The 16,748-nt window shown below is 32.3% G+C and carries 28 protein-coding genes, 1 pseudogene and 1 riboswitch; of the genes and pseudogenes, 2 read left to right on the forward strand and 27 right to left on the reverse strand.

What is annotated here, in order from left to right; genetic code table 11:
* Window positions 1-77: 77 nt before the first annotated feature.
* The 23 genes and pseudogenes from PWK10_RS14155 to PWK10_RS14265 form a co-directional block, all read right to left on the reverse strand.
* Window positions 78-662 carry a SipW-dependent-type signal peptide-containing protein gene (locus tag PWK10_RS14155; RefSeq protein WP_342455806.1) on the reverse strand — a complete coding sequence of 195 codons (585 nt, stop codon included), beginning with the start codon at window positions 660-662 and terminating at the stop codon, window positions 78-80.
* A 223-nt stretch (window positions 663-885) separates the two neighbouring features.
* Window positions 886-1,647: a signal peptidase I gene (locus PWK10_RS14160; protein WP_274766480.1), complete on the reverse strand. Its 762-nt coding sequence runs from the start codon at window positions 1,645-1,647 to the stop codon at window positions 886-888.
* Between the two features lie 95 nt (window positions 1,648-1,742).
* A complete protein-coding gene (locus PWK10_RS14165) occupies window positions 1,743-2,060 on the reverse strand; it encodes a hypothetical protein (protein WP_274766481.1) in 318 nt (105 codons plus the stop codon).
* 10 nt (window positions 2,061-2,070) lie between these two features.
* Window positions 2,071-2,730, reverse strand: a complete 660-nt coding sequence (locus tag PWK10_RS14170; protein WP_274766482.1) for a hypothetical protein — start codon at window positions 2,728-2,730, stop codon at window positions 2,071-2,073.
* Window positions 2,731-2,738: 8 nt separating this feature from the next.
* Window positions 2,739-2,927 carry a hypothetical protein gene (locus PWK10_RS14175; protein WP_274766483.1) on the reverse strand — a complete coding sequence of 63 codons (189 nt, stop codon included), beginning with the start codon at window positions 2,925-2,927 and terminating at the stop codon, window positions 2,739-2,741.
* A gap of 13 nt (window positions 2,928-2,940) precedes the next feature.
* On the reverse strand, window positions 2,941-3,309 hold the full coding sequence (locus tag PWK10_RS14180; RefSeq protein WP_274766484.1) for a LuxR C-terminal-related transcriptional regulator: 369 nt from the start codon (window positions 3,307-3,309) through the stop codon (window positions 2,941-2,943).
* The gene (locus tag PWK10_RS14185) at window positions 3,306-3,557 is read right to left on the reverse strand and encodes a response regulator (RefSeq protein ID WP_274766485.1); all 252 of its coding nucleotides are present in this window, start codon (window positions 3,555-3,557) and stop codon (window positions 3,306-3,308) included. Before PWK10_RS14185 ends, PWK10_RS14180 begins: the two co-directional genes overlap by 4 nt.
* The gene (locus tag PWK10_RS14190; RefSeq protein WP_342455807.1) at window positions 3,554-3,835 is read right to left on the reverse strand and encodes a sensor histidine kinase; all 282 of its coding nucleotides are present in this window, start codon (window positions 3,833-3,835) and stop codon (window positions 3,554-3,556) included. Before PWK10_RS14190 ends, PWK10_RS14185 begins: the two co-directional genes overlap by 4 nt.
* Window positions 3,832-4,401, reverse strand: a complete 570-nt coding sequence (locus PWK10_RS14195) for a histidine kinase dimerization/phosphoacceptor domain-containing protein (protein ID WP_274766486.1) — start codon at window positions 4,399-4,401, stop codon at window positions 3,832-3,834. Before PWK10_RS14195 ends, PWK10_RS14190 begins: the two co-directional genes overlap by 4 nt.
* 20 nt (window positions 4,402-4,421) lie before the next feature.
* Complete coding sequence (locus PWK10_RS14200) at window positions 4,422-5,078, reverse strand: hypothetical protein (RefSeq protein ID WP_274766487.1); 657 nt, start codon at window positions 5,076-5,078, stop codon at window positions 4,422-4,424.
* 162 nt (window positions 5,079-5,240) lie between these two features.
* Window positions 5,241-5,323, reverse strand: a riboswitch (cyclic di-GMP riboswitch).
* 434 nt (window positions 5,324-5,757) lie between these two features.
* Window positions 5,758-6,405, reverse strand: coding sequence for a hypothetical protein (locus PWK10_RS14205; RefSeq protein ID WP_274766488.1), 648 nt, complete (start codon window positions 6,403-6,405; stop codon window positions 5,758-5,760).
* A gap of 46 nt (window positions 6,406-6,451) precedes the next feature.
* Window positions 6,452-6,661 carry a heavy-metal-associated domain-containing protein gene (locus PWK10_RS14210; protein WP_008907669.1) on the reverse strand — a complete coding sequence of 70 codons (210 nt, stop codon included), beginning with the start codon at window positions 6,659-6,661 and terminating at the stop codon, window positions 6,452-6,454.
* A 45-nt stretch (window positions 6,662-6,706) separates the two neighbouring features.
* A pseudogene (locus tag PWK10_RS14215) lies at window positions 6,707-9,143 on the reverse strand (heavy metal translocating P-type ATPase).
* Window positions 9,144-9,183: 40 nt separating this feature from the next.
* On the reverse strand, window positions 9,184-9,444 hold the full coding sequence (locus tag PWK10_RS14220; RefSeq protein ID WP_008907671.1) for a metal-sensing transcriptional repressor: 261 nt from the start codon (window positions 9,442-9,444) through the stop codon (window positions 9,184-9,186).
* Window positions 9,445-9,531: 87 nt separating this feature from the next.
* Window positions 9,532-9,969, reverse strand: a complete 438-nt coding sequence (gene mntA / locus PWK10_RS14225; RefSeq protein ID WP_274766489.1) for a type VII toxin-antitoxin system MntA family adenylyltransferase antitoxin — start codon at window positions 9,967-9,969, stop codon at window positions 9,532-9,534.
* Between the two features lie 74 nt (window positions 9,970-10,043).
* Window positions 10,044-10,475 carry a hypothetical protein gene (locus PWK10_RS14230; RefSeq protein WP_274766490.1) on the reverse strand — a complete coding sequence of 144 codons (432 nt, stop codon included), beginning with the start codon at window positions 10,473-10,475 and terminating at the stop codon, window positions 10,044-10,046.
* Window positions 10,445-11,023 (reverse strand): hypothetical protein, encoded by a 579-nt coding sequence (locus PWK10_RS14235; RefSeq protein ID WP_274766491.1) that lies wholly within the window; start codon window positions 11,021-11,023, stop codon window positions 10,445-10,447. Before PWK10_RS14235 ends, PWK10_RS14230 begins: the two co-directional genes overlap by 31 nt.
* Window positions 11,017-11,532, reverse strand: a complete 516-nt coding sequence (locus PWK10_RS14240; protein WP_274766492.1) for an RDD family protein — start codon at window positions 11,530-11,532, stop codon at window positions 11,017-11,019. The genes PWK10_RS14235 and PWK10_RS14240 overlap by 7 nt, the downstream gene beginning before the upstream one ends.
* Entirely contained in the window at window positions 11,487-11,630 is a 144-nt protein-coding gene (locus tag PWK10_RS14245) for a hypothetical protein (RefSeq protein ID WP_274766493.1), read from the reverse strand. The genes PWK10_RS14240 and PWK10_RS14245 overlap by 46 nt, the downstream gene beginning before the upstream one ends.
* Window positions 11,615-12,835 (reverse strand): MATE family efflux transporter, encoded by a 1,221-nt coding sequence (locus tag PWK10_RS14250; protein ID WP_274766494.1) that lies wholly within the window; start codon window positions 12,833-12,835, stop codon window positions 11,615-11,617. The genes PWK10_RS14245 and PWK10_RS14250 overlap by 16 nt, the downstream gene beginning before the upstream one ends.
* Before the next feature lie 78 nt (window positions 12,836-12,913).
* Complete coding sequence (locus tag PWK10_RS14255) at window positions 12,914-13,162, reverse strand: hypothetical protein (protein WP_274766495.1); 249 nt, start codon at window positions 13,160-13,162, stop codon at window positions 12,914-12,916.
* Window positions 13,163-13,206: 44 nt separating this feature from the next.
* Window positions 13,207-13,407 (reverse strand): hypothetical protein, encoded by a 201-nt coding sequence (locus tag PWK10_RS14260; protein ID WP_274766496.1) that lies wholly within the window; start codon window positions 13,405-13,407, stop codon window positions 13,207-13,209.
* Window positions 13,408-13,424: 17 nt separating this feature from the next.
* Window positions 13,425-13,706, reverse strand: coding sequence for a hypothetical protein (locus PWK10_RS14265; protein ID WP_274766497.1), 282 nt, complete (start codon window positions 13,704-13,706; stop codon window positions 13,425-13,427).
* 458 nt (window positions 13,707-14,164) lie between these two features.
* On the opposite strand from PWK10_RS14265, the gene PWK10_RS14270 reads away from it, so the two are divergent.
* Both PWK10_RS14270 and PWK10_RS14275 read left to right on the forward strand, forming a co-directional pair.
* Window positions 14,165-14,356 carry a hypothetical protein gene (locus PWK10_RS14270; protein ID WP_274766498.1) on the forward strand — a complete coding sequence of 64 codons (192 nt, stop codon included), beginning with the start codon at window positions 14,165-14,167 and terminating at the stop codon, window positions 14,354-14,356.
* Complete coding sequence (locus tag PWK10_RS14275) at window positions 14,356-14,610, forward strand: hypothetical protein (RefSeq protein WP_274766499.1); 255 nt, start codon at window positions 14,356-14,358, stop codon at window positions 14,608-14,610. The genes PWK10_RS14270 and PWK10_RS14275 overlap by 1 nt, the downstream gene beginning before the upstream one ends.
* Window positions 14,611-14,641: 31 nt before the next feature.
* Here PWK10_RS14275 and PWK10_RS14280 read toward each other — a convergent pair whose 3' ends face one another.
* From PWK10_RS14280 to PWK10_RS14295, 4 genes are read right to left on the reverse strand one after another with little or no spacing between them, the layout of a single operon-like run.
* Entirely contained in the window at window positions 14,642-15,097 is a 456-nt protein-coding gene (locus PWK10_RS14280) for a sensor histidine kinase (protein ID WP_274766500.1), read from the reverse strand.
* 56 nt (window positions 15,098-15,153) lie between these two features.
* The gene (locus PWK10_RS14285) at window positions 15,154-15,705 is read right to left on the reverse strand and encodes a HAMP domain-containing protein (RefSeq protein WP_274766502.1); all 552 of its coding nucleotides are present in this window, start codon (window positions 15,703-15,705) and stop codon (window positions 15,154-15,156) included.
* A 20-nt stretch (window positions 15,706-15,725) separates the two neighbouring features.
* The gene (locus tag PWK10_RS14290; protein WP_274766503.1) at window positions 15,726-15,980 is read right to left on the reverse strand and encodes a hypothetical protein; all 255 of its coding nucleotides are present in this window, start codon (window positions 15,978-15,980) and stop codon (window positions 15,726-15,728) included.
* Window positions 15,977-16,639, reverse strand: coding sequence for a response regulator transcription factor (locus PWK10_RS14295; RefSeq protein WP_274766504.1), 663 nt, complete (start codon window positions 16,637-16,639; stop codon window positions 15,977-15,979). The genes PWK10_RS14290 and PWK10_RS14295 overlap by 4 nt, the downstream gene beginning before the upstream one ends.
* Window positions 16,640-16,748: the final 109 nt, after the last annotated feature.

Below are 16,748 nucleotides of genomic sequence, written 5' to 3' on the forward strand. Positions count from 1 at the left end.
ACTACTTCCCCTTTATAATTTTTATGGGAATTTTATAATCTTATGGCAGGGTAAAAAACCCTGCCAAAACTTATATATTACTCTTCATTAACTTCATTAAATTGAGTAAATGTTGGAGTAACATTGAATTTAATGCTTCCATTTTCGCCAGTTGTCACATCCTTTGGCATTGAATAAGTTAGTTTAACTATTACATCTGTATTTGCTGGCACAACTTCGTCAATAGTTGGAATTGCTTCAAGAGCTAAAATATTGTCAAAAGTCTTAATTAATTCGTTTCCGTAATAAACTTTTGCCCCTATAGTAAAATTATCTTTGCTAAGATTTGAAATTGATATTGAATTTAACTTAATCTCCTTTATTTTAACAGGAATTGTGCTTAAATTCTTAACAACTAGTGTTACTTCCCCAATTGCTCCTGGGAAAAGGTTATTAAGTGCTACTGTAGCAATTTTCTTATCTTCAGAATATGAAACACTTCCAGTTGCAACTGCATTATTGTTGAAATTTGGACCAACTTCAATTGAACCTGCATTAGCAGTATCATATGCCAATTCAACTTGACCAGTTTTAACTGTGTTTGAGAATGTTACTGAATCAGTCCAATATGCATATCCTGCACCCATGAGCATTACTGCAACAGCAAGAATAAGAGCAAAAATCTTGACTTTTTCATTTAAAACTCCTCCTTTAAGGTTAAATTTTAATTTATACTACTTATACTACGGATCAAGGTTGGCCGGCCATTTACTTAATCCGTTTGCTTTCATCTTTTATTATAGACCCATATTTAAATTAAAAAACCCACCTAAAGTATAATTTTGGTGGGTATATTTGTGCTATTTTTCTACTACTTTCCTACTATTCATACTACTTTAGTAGTATTTAAAATTGAACTTTTTCAAGAGGAACCTTGTTTCTGCTCTTTAATAATAATGTTGGCCAACCTATTTTGGGAACCACCTTTATTATTTTCCCTTTGATATCCTGTGGTTTTACAAGTTCTGAATCTGCAACTGAATTATTATCCCCCTTTGTTCTATAGCATATAATATTATCCTTTTTAACTATTTCTATTATTCTATGGGAAATTAGTATATTCTCCCTCTTAAACTGTATTACATCGCCTACCTTTAAATCATCTATATTTACTCTTTTAATCAAAATAACATCCCCCGGTTTTATCATTGGTTCCATGCTTCCAGTTGCAATAACCGATGGGAAAATTGGAAAAACTCCAACGGTAAACCATATTAAAAGTATCGATGCAACGCTTGTTATAATCCAACCCCAAAGATCCTTTTCTTCTTGATGTTTTAGCAACTTCATTTCTTTTAAGTAATAGCCCTGAAGAGCAGATAGGCTAAATATAGGCACCATAACTCCAACAAGCGCCATTGTTATCCATTTTAGGTTTGGCAGAATAGGACTTAACCATTCAAAGGTTTCTATAAGTCCTTGATAAATAATTGAAGGACCTGCACCACCTATAAATACAAAATAAGTAGAGATAAGACTTTTTGAAAGATCAGGTGCAAAATCCTTTGCAAAGAACATCACAAAATCCTTAACATTTTTTAAATTTTCAAATTTGGAAAATGAAATACTAATAATTGTCATAAAAAGAGAAATAAGTATAAAAAACAAAAATTTTCTTTTTCACGAATGTATTAACTACATAGCTTCTTACAAGTTCCCTTGCAACAAGAATAGAAAAGATATAAAAAGATTATTTAAGATACCTAGGGAGTATGGCTATAGGGACTTTTCCCAAATCCATCTATAAGTCCAGCTAATGAATATACAATAATATATATAGCTGCAAAATTGAAGGCCCAATAATTTATATTCTCCTTCATTTTCAACTTGCTTTTAGGTCTTGGTCTTGGAAATGTTAAAATAACAAAAATAACTATTAGATGAACAAGAGGTTTCCAGTAAAACTGAAAAAGGGGCAGTTTTACATAGAATAATAGAGAAGAGCTTTCAAGTAAATAAATAATGAAAATAAAAAAGAGAGCAATTGAAGCTCTATTCTTTTGTGAAATATTTAGTTTCATAAACATCCCCTTAATTTGAGTTTGTTTCTTTCACCTTAGAATCAGAGTTTATATCCTCTGCTGTGGCATTGCTATTTTTGCTGTTTTCCTCAGCATTTTCTTCTTTTATTTCACTTTCTACTTCATTTATTATCTGAATTTCTCCGTTTCTACGAATTTCAACTGCTTGATTTTGGCTATCTTCTACCACTGTTTCTTCTATCTTATCCTTTTCTTCTTTCTTATCGTCATTCTTATATTCAGTTTTTATCTTAGGTTTAGGCGGCATCGGTGGTTTAACAACATTAATGCTGCCCCTTATTATTATCTTCTTCTGCCAGTAGCCATATCCTCCGGATATAAAAATCATGGATAAAAATAGGCTAATCAATAAAACTAAAAGTTTTTTCATAGTTATCTCCTGACTATTAAATTGTCCATAGATAAGCTCAAGTTCAAAATTATATTGGCCTTCCTTTAATGCACCAATTTGTATAGTTCCAAAGCCATTTTGTCTCCCGTATGTATCTATTATTCCAATAGGAAGTATGTTGTTTACTATAATTCCATCATCCTTAATAAAATTTATATCCGCCAACTTAATAGGAACGCTTCCCTTGTTTGTTATTTCGTAAAATATTATTGCTGATTCATGGGGCTTAAGTTTGCCGTTTATATTAATCGTATCCATGCCACATTCTACTGAAATTGTATCCTTTTAGAAATTGGTAGCGCTCCTACAAATTCAGGAAATATATTTCCTGTTTGAAGATGCATATTTATATCTAATCCCCCTTCCCAATATGCGTATGTAATTCCTAAAAAGTTCAAAGTCAGCAAAACAACTAATATAAATATAAATCTTGTTTTTTTAAATCCTTTTCTCATAATTCACCAACTCCTATACAGCATTACCAAATTTTAATATATTATTTATATACAAAGCTGCCTCTGTTCTATGTTTTAAATTTAGTTTTGCTAAAATATTAGTTATATGCTTTTTAACAGTGTTTTCTGAAATAAATAATTTTTGTGCAATTTCAATGTTGCTAAGTCCCTTACCAATTTCTATTAAAATTTCCTTTTCCCTTTCAGTTAGGGTATTAAGGAAATTGTTTTCGAAGTTTATATTAAGTATTTCCTGAGAATAAAACTTCTTGCCTCTTTCTACAACATGAATGGCATAAATAATATCTTCAATATATGCATCCTTTAAAAGGTAACCATCAACATCTAGATCCTTTGCCCTTTCAAAGTCTTCCCTATTCAATGATGATGTGAGAACAATAAATTTTGTTTCAATGTTTTTATTTTTGCTATTCGAATTAGTTCAAGACCACTTTCATTAGCCAATCTTAAATCTACAATAGCAATTTCAATTTTATTCATCGTAAGTATTTTTATTGTATCCTGAATGTTTGAAGCCTCATAAATTTTCTCAATATTTTTTTCAAGTTTTAATGCAGAAGACAATCCCACTCTAACAAGAGGATGATCATCAACAACAATTACATTCATACTATCCCCTCCAATTTTTGTTCTGCATTCTTCAATTTAATAAATAGTTTTGTGCCTTTTCCAATCTTGCTGTCTATTTCTATACTACCTTTTAATACGTCAACTAATGTTTTTATATTTTTTAAGCCTATTCCACTATTTCCCATAGCCTTAACATTAAATCCATTTCCGTTATCAGTTATTATTAGATTTACTTCTTCTTTGTTTATTAATAGATTAATATCGATTTTATTAGCTTTTCCATGCCTTATTGCATTAGATAATGTTTCACATATTATCCTGTATAATGCCTTTTTTGTAAAATACTTAGAATTTCAACATCACCTGATATATTGAAATTAATTTCAGCATTATTAATATATTTAATATCGTTTATATAATTATTTATTTCAACAATAAAGGAATCATTTGCATATTTGTTCCAGCTAAGGTCATATATAGTTTCACGAAGCAGACGCATAGTTGAGTCTATTGAATTTCTAAAGCCTATTAACTCTTTAGCCAGCTCCTTATCTAATCCTTCTATATTTTTATAAAATGAATAGAGTTTACAAGAAAGAGAGAAAAGCCTTTGTATTACATTATCGTGTATTTCATTTGCAATCCTATTTTGTTCCTTTGAAATCAACATTTTTTCCTTTACATCTTCAAAATAAATTCTATCAAAGGATAGTGAACTTAATTCCGATAAAAATTTAATCTGATCTATGTTTTCTTCTTTAGAATTTATTGCAAAACCTAATATTCCGTATGTTTTGTAATCTGCTCTAACAGCATTTAAAATAATTTCTAAATTTTCTACATTTTTAATAACTGGAGAAGCTGAATTTTTTATCTCGTTCATAAATTTTAAAATAATATCCTTTATGATAGATTTTTTTTCGTTTCATAAAATTTTATATCTTCATCATTGAAAAGAAGGAAAAAAGCATAATCCGTTTTAGTAACCTTTGTCGTAAACTTTAGTATTGTATCAATAAGTGTTTCTAATTCCTTCGAGCTTGTTAGATAATGAATATTTTGATATATTTCAAAAATATAGTCTATTTTCTGTTTTAGTTTGTTGTTACTTTTATCTAATTGTTTAATTTTTTCCGAAATTATTTGAAATGCAAAGCTTATAAGCACCAAACTTAAAATGTTGTTAAACTCTAGTGATATCAAATCTTTAAAGCTACTTTTAACATTGAAATGAAGATTAAAGTATGTAGTAGATAGCAAGTAAATTGATAAATTTAGCCATAATAATTTATTAGACAATCTTAATGCAGAAACAAGTATTGTATTTAACGAGAGCCATATAAACGGGCTCTCTAATCCACCAGACGGAATCAAAATTATTGCATTTCCTATTGTTTCAACTGTTAATAATATAAATACTTTATCTATGCTATCCTTAACTTTGCAAATTGTATAATTTAAAAGTATTTGGGAAATTGTAATGCAAAATAAAATAAAAATCTTTCGATAGAGAGAGTGATTAAAGTTCATAAAAAGATAGAAAATAGATGTAATAATCAAGGAAAAAACCTGTAGAAAGTAATTATTTTTACTTCATCTGGGAGATTAATTATTCTTTTGTATAATTTATAAAACATTTATCATCCCCCATTTGAAGACACTATTAAAAATTATATCCTTTAAAAAGTTGTTTTATTCATTATTTCAAAAATAGACCCGGATATAATACCGGGTCGGTTGCGCTACTAACTCCACATGCACCAAGCGCCCAAATAAAGTGCATGCTTCATCATTCCCACTCCAATAACACTATAGTATTATTAAAATAACACTTTTTAACCGCATTATTGATTATATCAATAACATATATTAATTTTTTGTCTATTTTGGTATGTCGAATATATATTTTTTATTACAAAATTTTACATTTAAGAAATAATTTTGATTTTATAATAAACATTAGAGTGGTGAATAAACTTCAATATTTTTTAATAAAAAGTACTTTTATTAAAGTGCCAACTTTACTAAGATATAATCAACCAAGCCATAAAAAGGCCTATAATAAAATGCTGAAGATATGTTTATATAACTTGTTATATGTCCTCTTTTTCTTCTAGTATTAATGTATCTTACCCTGCAATTAAAATAATTTTGATATGCTTTGCTATTTAACTCCTTAGAAATTAACAAGGATAGGCATATGAAAGATTTGCCCATCCCAGCTATTTACATAGTGTATTTATTTCAAATCAAAGGGTTTTAATAAAAGTTCGACTTCTTTGTCCATTTCCTTCATTTTTGTATATGTCCATCCTGAAACACTTTCAACATCAACTCCAAGTTCCCTTAAGGCTTGTGGGTTAAGTATAAACACTATATCCTTATCGTTTGTATCCATATCCTTTGCCCATTCTATCTTATATCCTTCGGCTAATTTCAAACCAAAATGTTCAAGCTCCTCATGATATCCTAATAAGTCCCTATGCTTATCTATTATATCCTCGAAGGTTTTTCCGCCATCCTTATCATTATACTTTATGCTTCTGTCGCTAAGGTCAAACTTAAAAATCAATTTGCCATCCTTTAAAGTTATATAATCTGGAAGAATATTGACATTAAGACCAGCATCTAAAAATGGTTTTGCATCTACTTCAAAAACTATATCCTCTTTATTGTCTTTAAAATCCTTACTCCATTCAAATGTTTCACCGGTTGGCAACGTAAAAACAAACCTATTTTTATTTGAAACAAAACCTATATCGTCTATATTTGTTTCGTAAATCTTGTCAAAGGATTTTTTACTATTTTTACCAATAACATCTGTTGCGCTGCAGGATGAAAGAATTAAAGTAAGAACTAATATCAAAACAATATATACTTTTTTCATAAGAACCCTCCTTTATATAATTTGAGCAGTCTATAGACTGCCCAAATTATATATTTTCAATCGATACAACATCATATCCAGCATCGGCTACTGCATCCTTCATCTTTGCATCGTCTAAATTTTCCCCTTCAACAAGAGCATATTTTCCATCAAGGCTTACTTCTAATACGTTAAATCCTGCCTCAAGAAGGGCGTTCTTAACATGCATAACGCAGTGGTTGCAGGACATTCCTTCGATGTTTAGCTTTTTTCTCATTTTTTCGCCTCCTTTCTACAAGTGCCAGGCACTTAAGATTTAAGTTTATTTGAATCTTTTAAGCCTTAAGGCGTTGGTAACAACTGAAACTGAGCTTAAGCTCATGGCTGCTGCTGCAATCATTGGATTTAGTTTTGGTCCTCCAAATATGGTCAATACCCCTGCAGCAACCGGAATTCCAATTACGTTGTAGAAAAATGCCCAGAATAGGTTCTGCTTTATATTCCTTATAGTTGCTTTGCTTAGCCTTATTGCCTTTACAACGTCTAAAGGTCATCCCTCATTAGAACGATGTCAGCAGATTCAATTGCAACGTCAGTTCCAGAGCCTATTGCAATTCCAACATCCGCTTGAGCAAGAGCTGGAGCATCATTGATCCCATCACCAACCATTGCAACAATCCTTCCACCTTCCTGAAGCTTTTTAACCTCATTTGCCTTATCCTGTGGCAGAACCTCAGCAAGAACCTTATCAACTCCAACCTCCTTTGCAATTGCCATTGCAGTTTTTTTATTGTCACCGGTTATCATAACAACTTCGATTCCAAGATCCTTTAACATCTTTATTGCTTCTTCGCTACTCTTTTTAGGCGAGTCTGCAACAGCTAAAACTCCAATCAACCTTTTATCATAAGCAATAAACATAGGGGTTTTTCCGCCTTCTGCATATTCCTCAAACTTTTGAATTCCCTTTGAAAGATCAATTCCCTTTTCCTCCATAAGCTTTTTATTTCCTATCAAAACTTCCTTCCCTTCAACAAAGGCCTTTATTCCATGACCTGCAATTGCAGTAAAGCCCTCAACATTCTTAAGAACCGTCCCCTTTTCTTCTGCACCCTTTACGATTGCCTGTGCTATTGGGTGTTCTGACATTTTTTCACAGGATGCAGCAATTGAAAGAACAAAATTTTCTTCCTCATCTATTGCAAAAAGATCTATAAGCCTTGGTTTCCCTTCAGTTATTGTTCCAGTTTTATCAAGGACTATGGTTTGAATCTTATGTGCTGTTTCAAGGGCCTCACCGGTTTTTATAAGTATACCGTTTTCGGCACCTTTTCCGGAGCCTACCATAATAGCCGTTGGCGTCGCAAGTCCTAAGGCACAGGGACAGGCAATTACAAGCACTGCAATAAATATTGTCATTGAGAATATAAAGCCCCTTCCTGCTATCATCCAGGCTATAAAGGATGTAATCGCGATTAAAATTACAACAGGGACAAAGTATCCTGATATAATATCCGCCATCCTGGCAATTGGTGCCTTTGAACCTTGGGCTGCTTCAACAAGCTTTATAATTTGTGATAGTGCCGTATCCTTTCCTACCTTTGTTGCTCTAAATTTAATAAAGCCGTTTTTGTTTATGGTTGCTGCAAAAACTTTATCTCCAACCTTTTTATCAACTGGAACGCTCTCGCCGGTTAGCATCGATTCATCGACGCTGCTCTCTCCTTCTATAATCTCACCATCCACCGGAATCTTTTCACCAGGCTTTACAAGGATGATATCCCCAACCTCAACCTCTTCGATTGGAATTATCATTTCCTTGTCATCTTGAAGTATCGTCGCCGTCTTTGGTTGAAGGCCTAAAAGCTTCTTTATGGCTTCACTTGTTCTTCCCTTTGTTTTTGCCTCAAGGTATTTACCAAGTAAAATAAGGGTTATAATGGTGGATGCTGATTCAAAGTATAAATCCTTTGCATATTCAGTATTCAATAAATATATTTGATAAGTTGCAAAAATACCGTATAATATTGCCGCCGATGTTCCTATGGCAATTAAACTATCCATGTTTGGTGCCCCTTTAATTAGGCTTTTAAAACCTACGATAAAAAACCTTCTTCCTGCATAAATAGATGGGATAGTTAAAATAAGCTGAACAAGGGCAAAATTTAAAGGATAATCATGGGGCTCGATTATTTTAGGAAGCTTTAGTCCAAACATGTGTCCCATTGCGATTATAAGGAGAGGAAGGGTGACTACGGCTGATATAATAAAGTTATTAAATAAGCTTTTAGCTTCCCTTTCCTTCCTTTCCTGATCCTTATCTATAGTTTTATCCTCTTCCGATAAAGGCTCATAACCTGCCTTTTTTATGGCTTCTTTTATTTGTGATAATCTAACCTTTGATGGATCATATTCAACATAAAGGTTTTCTGCTGCAAAATTAACCTCCGCCTTTAAAACACCCTTTAGTTTTTTACGGAAAACTCTATAGCCTTTGCACAGGATGCACAGGTCATCCCGCCTATTCCGATTCTAATATCTTTAAACTCCTTTTCCTCTTCTGCTGAATATCCTGCCCTTTCTATTGCCTTTATAATTTCTTCAACGGAAGTTTTAGTCTCGTCATATTTTACATAAAGCTTTTCAGCAGCAAAATTAAGATTAGCCTCTAAAACTCCATCAACCTTTCTTGATGCCCTTTCAACCGCCCTTGCACAAGCAGCACAGGTCATACCACCAATTTTCAAAACCTTTTCCATACCACACCTCCAAATCTTAAATTTAAGTGCCAGGCACCTATTATTTAAGTAATTTTTCCATTATGTCGATTATCTCATCTATCTTTTCCTCAGCCTGATCCTGCATAAAGGCTAATTTTACGCAGTTATTTAAATGATCCCTTAAAATCAGCATATTCGCCTTTTTAAGAAGGGATTGGGCTGCTATTATTTGGGTTGAAATATCAACGCAGTATCTGCCTTCATCTATCATTTTTAATATTCCTTCAATTTGTCCCTTAGCAGTTTTTAAATATTTTGCTGCTTCGTCTCTTTTGTGCATTTTCATCCTCCTCTCTCCCCACCTATGGGGGTGTCTATTAAAATTATAAGATATCCTCATTTAAGATTCAAGCAAAAATCATAAAAATTAGTGTTTTCCTTTTACAAATTCAAGATTAATCATGTCTCTAATTGGTTTAAAGTCAAGGAAGCTTTTTATAACTTCAAACTCAAAATCTACTGCCTTTTGTTTATCCGAATAATATAAAATCTTTTTATTTTTTATAACTCCATATCTTACAGATAAAGGTGCAAAGTTTAAGTTTACTAAGTCTATTTCTTCCGTCTTAAGATGTTTTGAAATGTCCTCCGATACTTCAAATTCTAAATTAATAATATCCTCCTTTGGCATTTCTTTGAATAATATCGCAATATCTATATCGCTAAGTGCATTTATATTACCATCATTCACCGAACCAAATAAGTATGCAACTATAATTTTATCATCATATTTTTTAATGACATCGCCTAAAGTATCAATATTTTTCAACGCCACATCAAAATCAACCTTTTTAAACTTAATCATAATCTTTCCCCTTATGCTAATAATACCACTTCCTATAAAAAATATAAACTACTCAAGCAAAGTCAAAATTCTGTTTAAAAAAGTCCAAGCTTAGTTGGCTTATAGATTTCAACGATGTAACCTTGGCCATATACGTCGCTGCTACCCACAGCCTTAAGTAATATTTCTAATGAACCGTCCCCATCCAAGTCAACGACATCTTCAACGTTTCTAACATAAAAGGCATATAGCCTTGCCCTTCTGTTCCCGAAGTTGTATATTTTTTTAAAATTTTTGTTGTAAAACTCTATCTTTTGAATCCTTCCCATCCTTAAGGACATGTTGTTTCTAAATATGCTGGATACTAAAAATCCATCGTTATATTTAAAAATATTGTTTATCCCATCCTTCTTTAAATCCTTTTTAAATTGAAACTTAAACCTACCACCTTCAAAGGTGTAGTGATAAAGCAAATTTCTATCGTTAGCCTTTGTAACTAAAAAATGCCTTTGTCTATATAAAAACACTCTGGAATTACATCCTCTCCTACCTTTCCGCTGTATATAAGTTTTATTCCATTAACATATTTAAAAATTTGCACATTTCCGTTTCTATCCAATAAAACCGCCTCATCAAGACCATCTTCATCAAGTTCACCACATTTTAGCATAAAAACATCAAAATTGGTTAACTTCTCCTTTTCTACAACCTTCCCTGTTTCATCAACAAGCACTATATCACCTATTGGTGATACACCCAAAAGCTCCCTTTTGCCTCTAAAATTTACGCTGCTTATATATTGCAGGGGCAAATCTATTCTATATAGAAACTCGCCAATGAGCCTGTTTCCATTAAAATTCAACCTATAAATCTCACTATATTTTAGCTTGTTTGAAAGCCTTAAAATGGATTTTTGCCCTCCTATATCGACTACTGCCGTATATTTTCTTCCTAATGTCTTTAAATAAAGTTCATCTGAGGATAAGCTCAAAATGTTATCCCCTTCAAAGCTTTGATAATATATATCAGAAGAAGCTATTTTCTTAAGTCCTATAAGCCCAACTTCGTTTAACAAAAAGAAGATGAATATTTTAAAAGGGATACTACAAATAAAACATAAATAAGGACAACAGCCCTTCCCCTTTCAGCTTCCCTTTTTTCATATTCAACATAGGTATCCGATGCAATATCATGAAGGCATCTTCCATCTTTATCTAAAAAGGCATAAAGGTATCCTATATAATAAAAGGCTGATCCAATTCTAAATATCTCCCTTTTAACAACATTTTTAATATTATTGTTATATATCTTAAGCCTTAAAAGCCTCATCCCTATGGTGCCATCTAAAAATGTGCAAGTTATTATCCTATAAACAAAAAATATTAAATTAGCAATGATAAATCCTACTACTCCAAGCTTTAAGAGAAAATAATAAATAACACCGAACAAAATATAATCAATAACAAAGGAGGCAAATCGGGAAAAAATAACGGCAAACTTCATAACATCACCGTTATTATTTTTCCCAATTTGCCCCTTTATATTTCCTCTAAAGAAGGTTTTACTATAGCTTTGTTTTTCCACCTTCCGCTAAAATAGTAGGAAAGGCTTAAAGTCATTCCAACCAAAAATCCAATTCCAATTGCATACCAAACTCCAACAAGGCCTATCCTTCTTGACAATACGTTTGCAAGGGAATTCTTACAAACCAAAGTGCCACAAGGGTTATTATCATTGCAACTAAAGTATCCCCAGAGCCCCTTACAACACCATTGGATACAAACATAAATGTGAAGGCGCAATAGAATAATCCTAAAATTTTCAGATATTGAACCCCAAGCTCTACAACAGTTTGATTATTTGTAAACAAAAGGATTAAATACTTTGGAATTACTTGTGTAATAAATAACGTAAAAAGTGATAATACAACTCCCATCAACATCGCCGCATTAAATCCCCGCTTTACCCTATCTATTTTCCCTGCCCCAAGGTTTTGCCCTGTAAAGGAGGATACCGACATTGAGATGCTCATCGTTGGCATAAATATAAAGGACTCAACCCTTGATGCAGCACCAAAGGCAGCCATAGCATCTGCACCAAACCTGTTTATAATAGCATTTAAGAAAACCCCTGCAACGGAAACTAAGGTCTGTTGAATTGCCATTGGAAAGCCAATTTTAAATATAAGTCCCATTATACCTTTATCAAATCTCAAATCCTTGAATTTCAACCTAAATATATCATGCTTTCTATACAAATAAACAAATCCCATAACAAAAGATATTCCTTGAGAAATAACCGCCGCATAGGCTGCCCCTGCAACACCAAGTTTTAAAACATATATAAATATTGGATCAAGAATAATATTTACAACCGTTACGATGATTAAAAAGTATAAGGGCGTTTTTGAATCCCCCATCCCCCTTAATATCGCACTAAGCCCATTATAGCCATACATAAAAAGCATGCCGGCAAACATTATATTAAGATAAACAGTTGCTTGATGCAGTATAACATCCGGGGTATCTATTAAAATTAATATTTTCCTTGATAGTAAAAGCCCTATTATAGTAGTAACAAAAGAGGCAACCAAGAGCATCAAAAGGGTATTATCGATAGTTCTTTTTACATTGTCCATATCCTTTGCCCCATAGTATTGAGAAATAATTATTGTAACCCCCATTGTCAGACCCATAACTAATGATATTAGCATAAATATTATAGGAAAGCTTACAGCAACAGCAGCAAGGCCGTTACTCCCCACAATCTGACCAACCCAAATGCTATCTACAGTATTGTAAAGGGCTTGAAAAAGATTACCAAGAAGCATTGGAATTGCAAATAAAAGTATATGCTTACCTTCACTTCCCTTTGTCAGATCCCTCATCCTATCACCTTCTTATGTAAATAATCTAGCACTATTTTATACCAAATTTTACTTTTTTGAAACAAAAATTTTTTCAAATCATCGAATTATCCAAACAGCAATTAAGGTGCTTATTAAATGAATAAGAAGACTTACAATAAGTGCGTGCCTTATCCTTTTAATCTCAACCACTCCAAAATATAAGCTTAATGTATAAAATATGGTCTCCGTTGAACCCATCATAACTGAAGCAATATTAGCCTCCAATGAATCCACACCATAGGTCCTGCAAATATCCGTTAAAACTGCAATCGAGCCACTGCCTGAGAGGGGTTTTATAATAAACATAGGCAAAATGCCCTTTGGAATGTTTAAAAAATTTGCTACTGGCTCTAAAATATTAACAAAAAATCTAATGCAGAGGAACTTCTAAATATATCTATAGCAAATAGCATAGTTAAAAGATATGGAGCAATCTTAAAAGTAGTCAAAAATCCATCCTTAACTCCTAAGACGAATTCATCAAAGAGGTTTACTCCTTTAATATATCCAAAAATTAATATAAAAATAAGCATAATAGCTATAAAAAGCATACTATCCCCCACAAAGATTACTTGAATATCCTTCTAAAAAATCTATCAAGGATAAGGGCAATTATTAAAGATATTAAGCTTGTTAATATAATAGGTGTTATTATGCTTGTCGGATTATTTGAACCAAGACTTGCCCTTAAGGAAATTAAAGTTGTAGGGATTATTTGCAGTGAAGCTGAGTTTATTATTAAAAATGTAACCATATAATCGGAGGCAGTATCCTTTTTAGGATTTATCTTTTGAAGTTCCTCCATTGCCTTAAGGCCAAAGGGAGTTGCAGCATTTGAAAGTCCAAGCATATTGCTGGTTATATTCATTATAATATTAAAAAAGCTGACTTTGACCTTTGATAGAGCCCAGGAAAAATAAATCTTAAAGGAAGGCTCAAAACCTTGGATAGGATTTCCACAAGACCGCTTTTTCAGCTATCCTCATAATCCCTGACCAAAAGGCCATAATACCAAGAAGAGCTAATAAAAGTTCCACAGACCTTTGGGAGGATTCTGTAATTACTTTAATTAAAGTATTATCCCCCTAATAATAAAAGAAGCTATTCCTAAAACAATCATAAAAAACCAAAACCTATTCACCATAACCCCACCTAATTCAACTGCTATATAATTTATATTCCATAAAGGATAATATATAACATAAAATATTCAATTCCTTTACAAAAACTTCACATTTTTAATAATTTTTATGTTATAATGAAATTACAGAAAATTTTTAAATTTATTTTTATAAAGGAGAGATTCATATGGTATTTAAGCCAGATGAAGTAAAAAGCTTAAGAAAGGGTCAGGTAGTAAACGTCGAAATAGACGGAAAGGTTATGCTGCTAAGGCGAAACTTCTGCGGAGTTTATGAGCTCTTCTCTCCAAAAATCAGCGTCACATCGAATACTTCGATAATCTTAACTTCTTCAAAATCCGCTACGCAAATCTTATAATGAAATTCCCGATAACAAATATAATGCTTCAGCGAAATGAAATATATGCCCTAGCTAAAAAGCTGTCTAAAGAGGAGCTTTTAAAATGGTTTAGTAGGTTTGGGAAGTTAAATTTTGAGGGAGAAAAAGTAATAGATGAAGTTGAAATAGAGTATTATTCCTGGATTTCCGATTATGATGGGGCTAAATGTGAGTTTTGTATTGCTGATATCGATGGAGAATACACCCTTAATATACCTAAAATGGCAAGCTAAAAGGATCCGTGAAATTTCACGGATCCTTAATTTACAAAAGAATAACAAACTCTGTTCCTTTACCTAATTCACTATATACAATTATTTCACCCCCATGAAGTTTTATAATCTCCCTTGCAATTGAAAGTCCGAGGCCTCCTACTCCCTTTTCCTTTGCTCTGTAAAATCTTTCGAAAATATAGGGAAGATGCTCCTTATCAATTCCTTCGCCATCATCCTTTATGCTAATTTTTATTTTATCACCTTTAGTAACATTGATTTCAATTTTTCCATCATCTTTTGTATGTTTAATTGAATTGCTTAAAATATTCAATATTGCCATTTCCATGTATTCAGAATCTATAAACGTCTCAGCATCAATGCCATCTAAAGTTATTTCCCTACTGCCTTTTATTATTTTTACCTTATCTATCACCTTTAAAAGAACATCCTTTATATTTATTTTTATCCTATTTAGTGTTACGCTGCCTGACTCAATTTTAGCCAAAGTTAAGTTTTCATTTACTAGTCTATTTAGCTTTTCAACCTCTTCAATTATTTCTTCTATATATTCCTTTTTTCTTCCTCAGGAACCAAATCGTCATATAGGGCTTCAGCGTATCCTTTAATAATACCAAGGGGAGTCCTAAACTCGTGGGTTACATTTGCAATAAATTCACGTCTTAATTTTTCAGTTTTCTCTAAACTTGCAGCCATGTCGTTTATAGTATTTGCAAGTTCTCCTATTTCATCCTTTGAATTTAAATCAATCCTTGTTTTATATTCACCCTTTGATATTTTTTCTGCCGCTTCTTTGATTTTTAGTATTGGATTTGTAAATATACTGCTTAATATAAATGCTCCTGCCATTGAAATTATCAGCGCTAATATTAAAAGCGTTGTAAATTGCCCCTTTAATCTTGCAACATCGTTTTTTACACTAAAAGAAGGAATATGGATAAATACTGCCCCATAATCTTTCCCATCCTTCATTGGATAACCAAGGGTAATTAGCTGACTTTGCCTTAGCATTATCTCATCTGTTGTATAAACAACCTTACCTCTTAAAACCTCTTTTAAATATTGAACTTCTATTTTCGATGTCCTTCCATACATATAATTACCGCTTTGAAAAATCATATTTCCTTTTTATCAAATATGCTAACTCTTCCTCCTATTGCTCTTGCAACACTTAGGGCAGCATCTTTCATTTTGATTATATCTTCAGGATAATATTCAGATACTTCTTTTGCATAATTAATTAATTTATTCCTCTCGTTAATTGAGTAAAATCTTGTAATCAAGTTGCCCTGAAGAAGGTAATTTGCAAGCAAAAGCAAAGTTAAAAGAAGGCTTGTGTATATAAGAAGTTTAAACCTTATTCCCTTCATTTTTTCACCTCAAATTTATATCCAAATCCTCTTACAGTCTCAATGTATTCTCTATATTCACCAAGCTTTTCCCTTAAGTTTTTTATATGTGTATCAACAGTTCTAAGGTCACCAAAATAATCGTAACCCCATACAGCATTTAATATTTGTTCTCTAGATAAAGCAACATTTGGCCTTTCATATAAATATAATAGCAAGTCAAACTCCTTTGGGGTTAATTCCACCTTCTCACCCATCACATAAACTTCCCTTGCAGCTTTATCAACTATAAAATCCTGAAGAATATCACTACTTTTCCTATTTACCCTTTTTAAAATCGCCTTTACCCGTGCAACGATTTCCCTTGGGCTTGCAGGCTTTACAACATAATCATCCACACCAAGCTCAAAGCCAAATATTTTATCATCTTCTTCGCCCCTTGCAGTGAGCATTATGACTGGAACATCGCTTCTTTTTCTAATCTGCCTTAGGACGCTCCAGCCATCCCTTTTAGGGAGCATAACGTCAAGTATTAAAATATCATAGACATTTTCTGCAAACTTTTCTAAAGCCTCTTCTCCATCCTCAGCTTCTTCAACTTTAAAGCCTTCCTTTTCAAGGTAAAGCTTTAAAACCTTCCTTAATCTTTCTTCATCCTCAACTAAAAGGATACTACTCATATCATCACCCCTAAGAATATCATAATACAAATTCTACTTCTTTTGAATTATCTTCACAAAATCTACACATTAGCAACATAATGTCATCAAAAATAGAGCCTATAATAAA

Source organism: Caloramator sp. Dgby_cultured_2 (assembly GCF_028872215.1).
Classification (GTDB): domain Bacteria; phylum Bacillota; class Clostridia; order Clostridiales; family Caloramatoraceae; genus Caloramator; species Caloramator australicus.

What these genes read in the sequence shown, in the direction of transcription:
- PWK10_RS14255 (WP_274766495.1), bottom strand. Translation starts at nt 13,162, where the DNA reads ATGTTTATTATAAAACCCCTCTCAGGCAGTGGCTCGATTGCAGTTTTA.
- PWK10_RS14170 (WP_274766482.1), bottom strand. Translation starts at nt 2,730, where the DNA reads ATGGATACGATTAATATAAACGGCAAACTTAAGCCCCATGAATCAGCA.
- PWK10_RS14165 (WP_274766481.1), bottom strand. Translation starts at nt 2,060, where the DNA reads ATGAAACTAAATATTTCACAAAAGAATAGAGCTTCAATTGCTCTCTTT.
- PWK10_RS14220 (WP_008907671.1), bottom strand. Translation starts at nt 9,444, where the DNA reads ATGCACAAAAGAGACGAAGCAGCAAAATATTTAAAAACTGCTAAGGGA.
- PWK10_RS14195 (WP_274766486.1), bottom strand. Translation starts at nt 4,401, where the DNA reads ATGAACGAGATAAAAAATTCAGCTTCTCCAGTTATTAAAAATGTAGAA.
- PWK10_RS14290 (WP_274766503.1), bottom strand. Translation starts at nt 15,980, where the DNA reads ATGAAGGGAATAAGGTTTAAACTTCTTATATACACAAGCCTTCTTTTA.
- PWK10_RS14270 (WP_274766498.1), top strand. Translation starts at nt 14,165, where the DNA reads ATGGTATTTAAGCCAGATGAAGTAAAAAGCTTAAGAAAGGGTCAGGTA.
- PWK10_RS14250 (WP_274766494.1), bottom strand. Translation starts at nt 12,835, where the DNA reads ATGAGGGATCTGACAAAGGGAAGTGAAGGTAAGCATATACTTTTATTT.
- PWK10_RS14210 (WP_008907669.1), bottom strand. Translation starts at nt 6,661, where the DNA reads ATGAGAAAAAAGCTAAACATCGAAGGAATGTCCTGCAACCACTGCGTT.
- PWK10_RS14260 (WP_274766496.1), bottom strand. Translation starts at nt 13,407, where the DNA reads ATGCTTTTTATAGCTATTATGCTTATTTTTATATTAATTTTTGGATAT.
- PWK10_RS14175 (WP_274766483.1), bottom strand. Translation starts at nt 2,927, where the DNA reads ATGAGAAAAGGATTTAAAAAAACAAGATTTATATTTATATTAGTTGTT.
- PWK10_RS14265 (WP_274766497.1), bottom strand. Translation starts at nt 13,706, where the DNA reads ATGCTTGGACTTTCAAATGCTGCAACTCCCTTTGGCCTTAAGGCAATG.
- PWK10_RS14205 (WP_274766488.1), bottom strand. Translation starts at nt 6,405, where the DNA reads ATGAAAAAAGTATATATTGTTTTGATATTAGTTCTTACTTTAATTCTT.
- PWK10_RS14285 (WP_274766502.1), bottom strand. Translation starts at nt 15,705, where the DNA reads ATGTATGGAAGGACATCGAAAATAGAAGTTCAATATTTAAAAGAGGTT.
- PWK10_RS14295 (WP_274766504.1), bottom strand. Translation starts at nt 16,639, where the DNA reads ATGAGTAGTATCCTTTTAGTTGAGGATGAAGAAAGATTAAGGAAGGTT.
- PWK10_RS14185 (WP_274766485.1), bottom strand. Translation starts at nt 3,557, where the DNA reads ATGAATGTAATTGTTGTTGATGATCATCCTCTTGTTAGAGTGGGATTG.
- mntA (WP_274766489.1), bottom strand. Translation starts at nt 9,969, where the DNA reads ATGATTAAGTTTAAAAAGGTTGATTTTGATGTGGCGTTGAAAAATATT.
- PWK10_RS14275 (WP_274766499.1), top strand. Translation starts at nt 14,356, where the DNA reads ATGAAATTCCCGATAACAAATATAATGCTTCAGCGAAATGAAATATAT.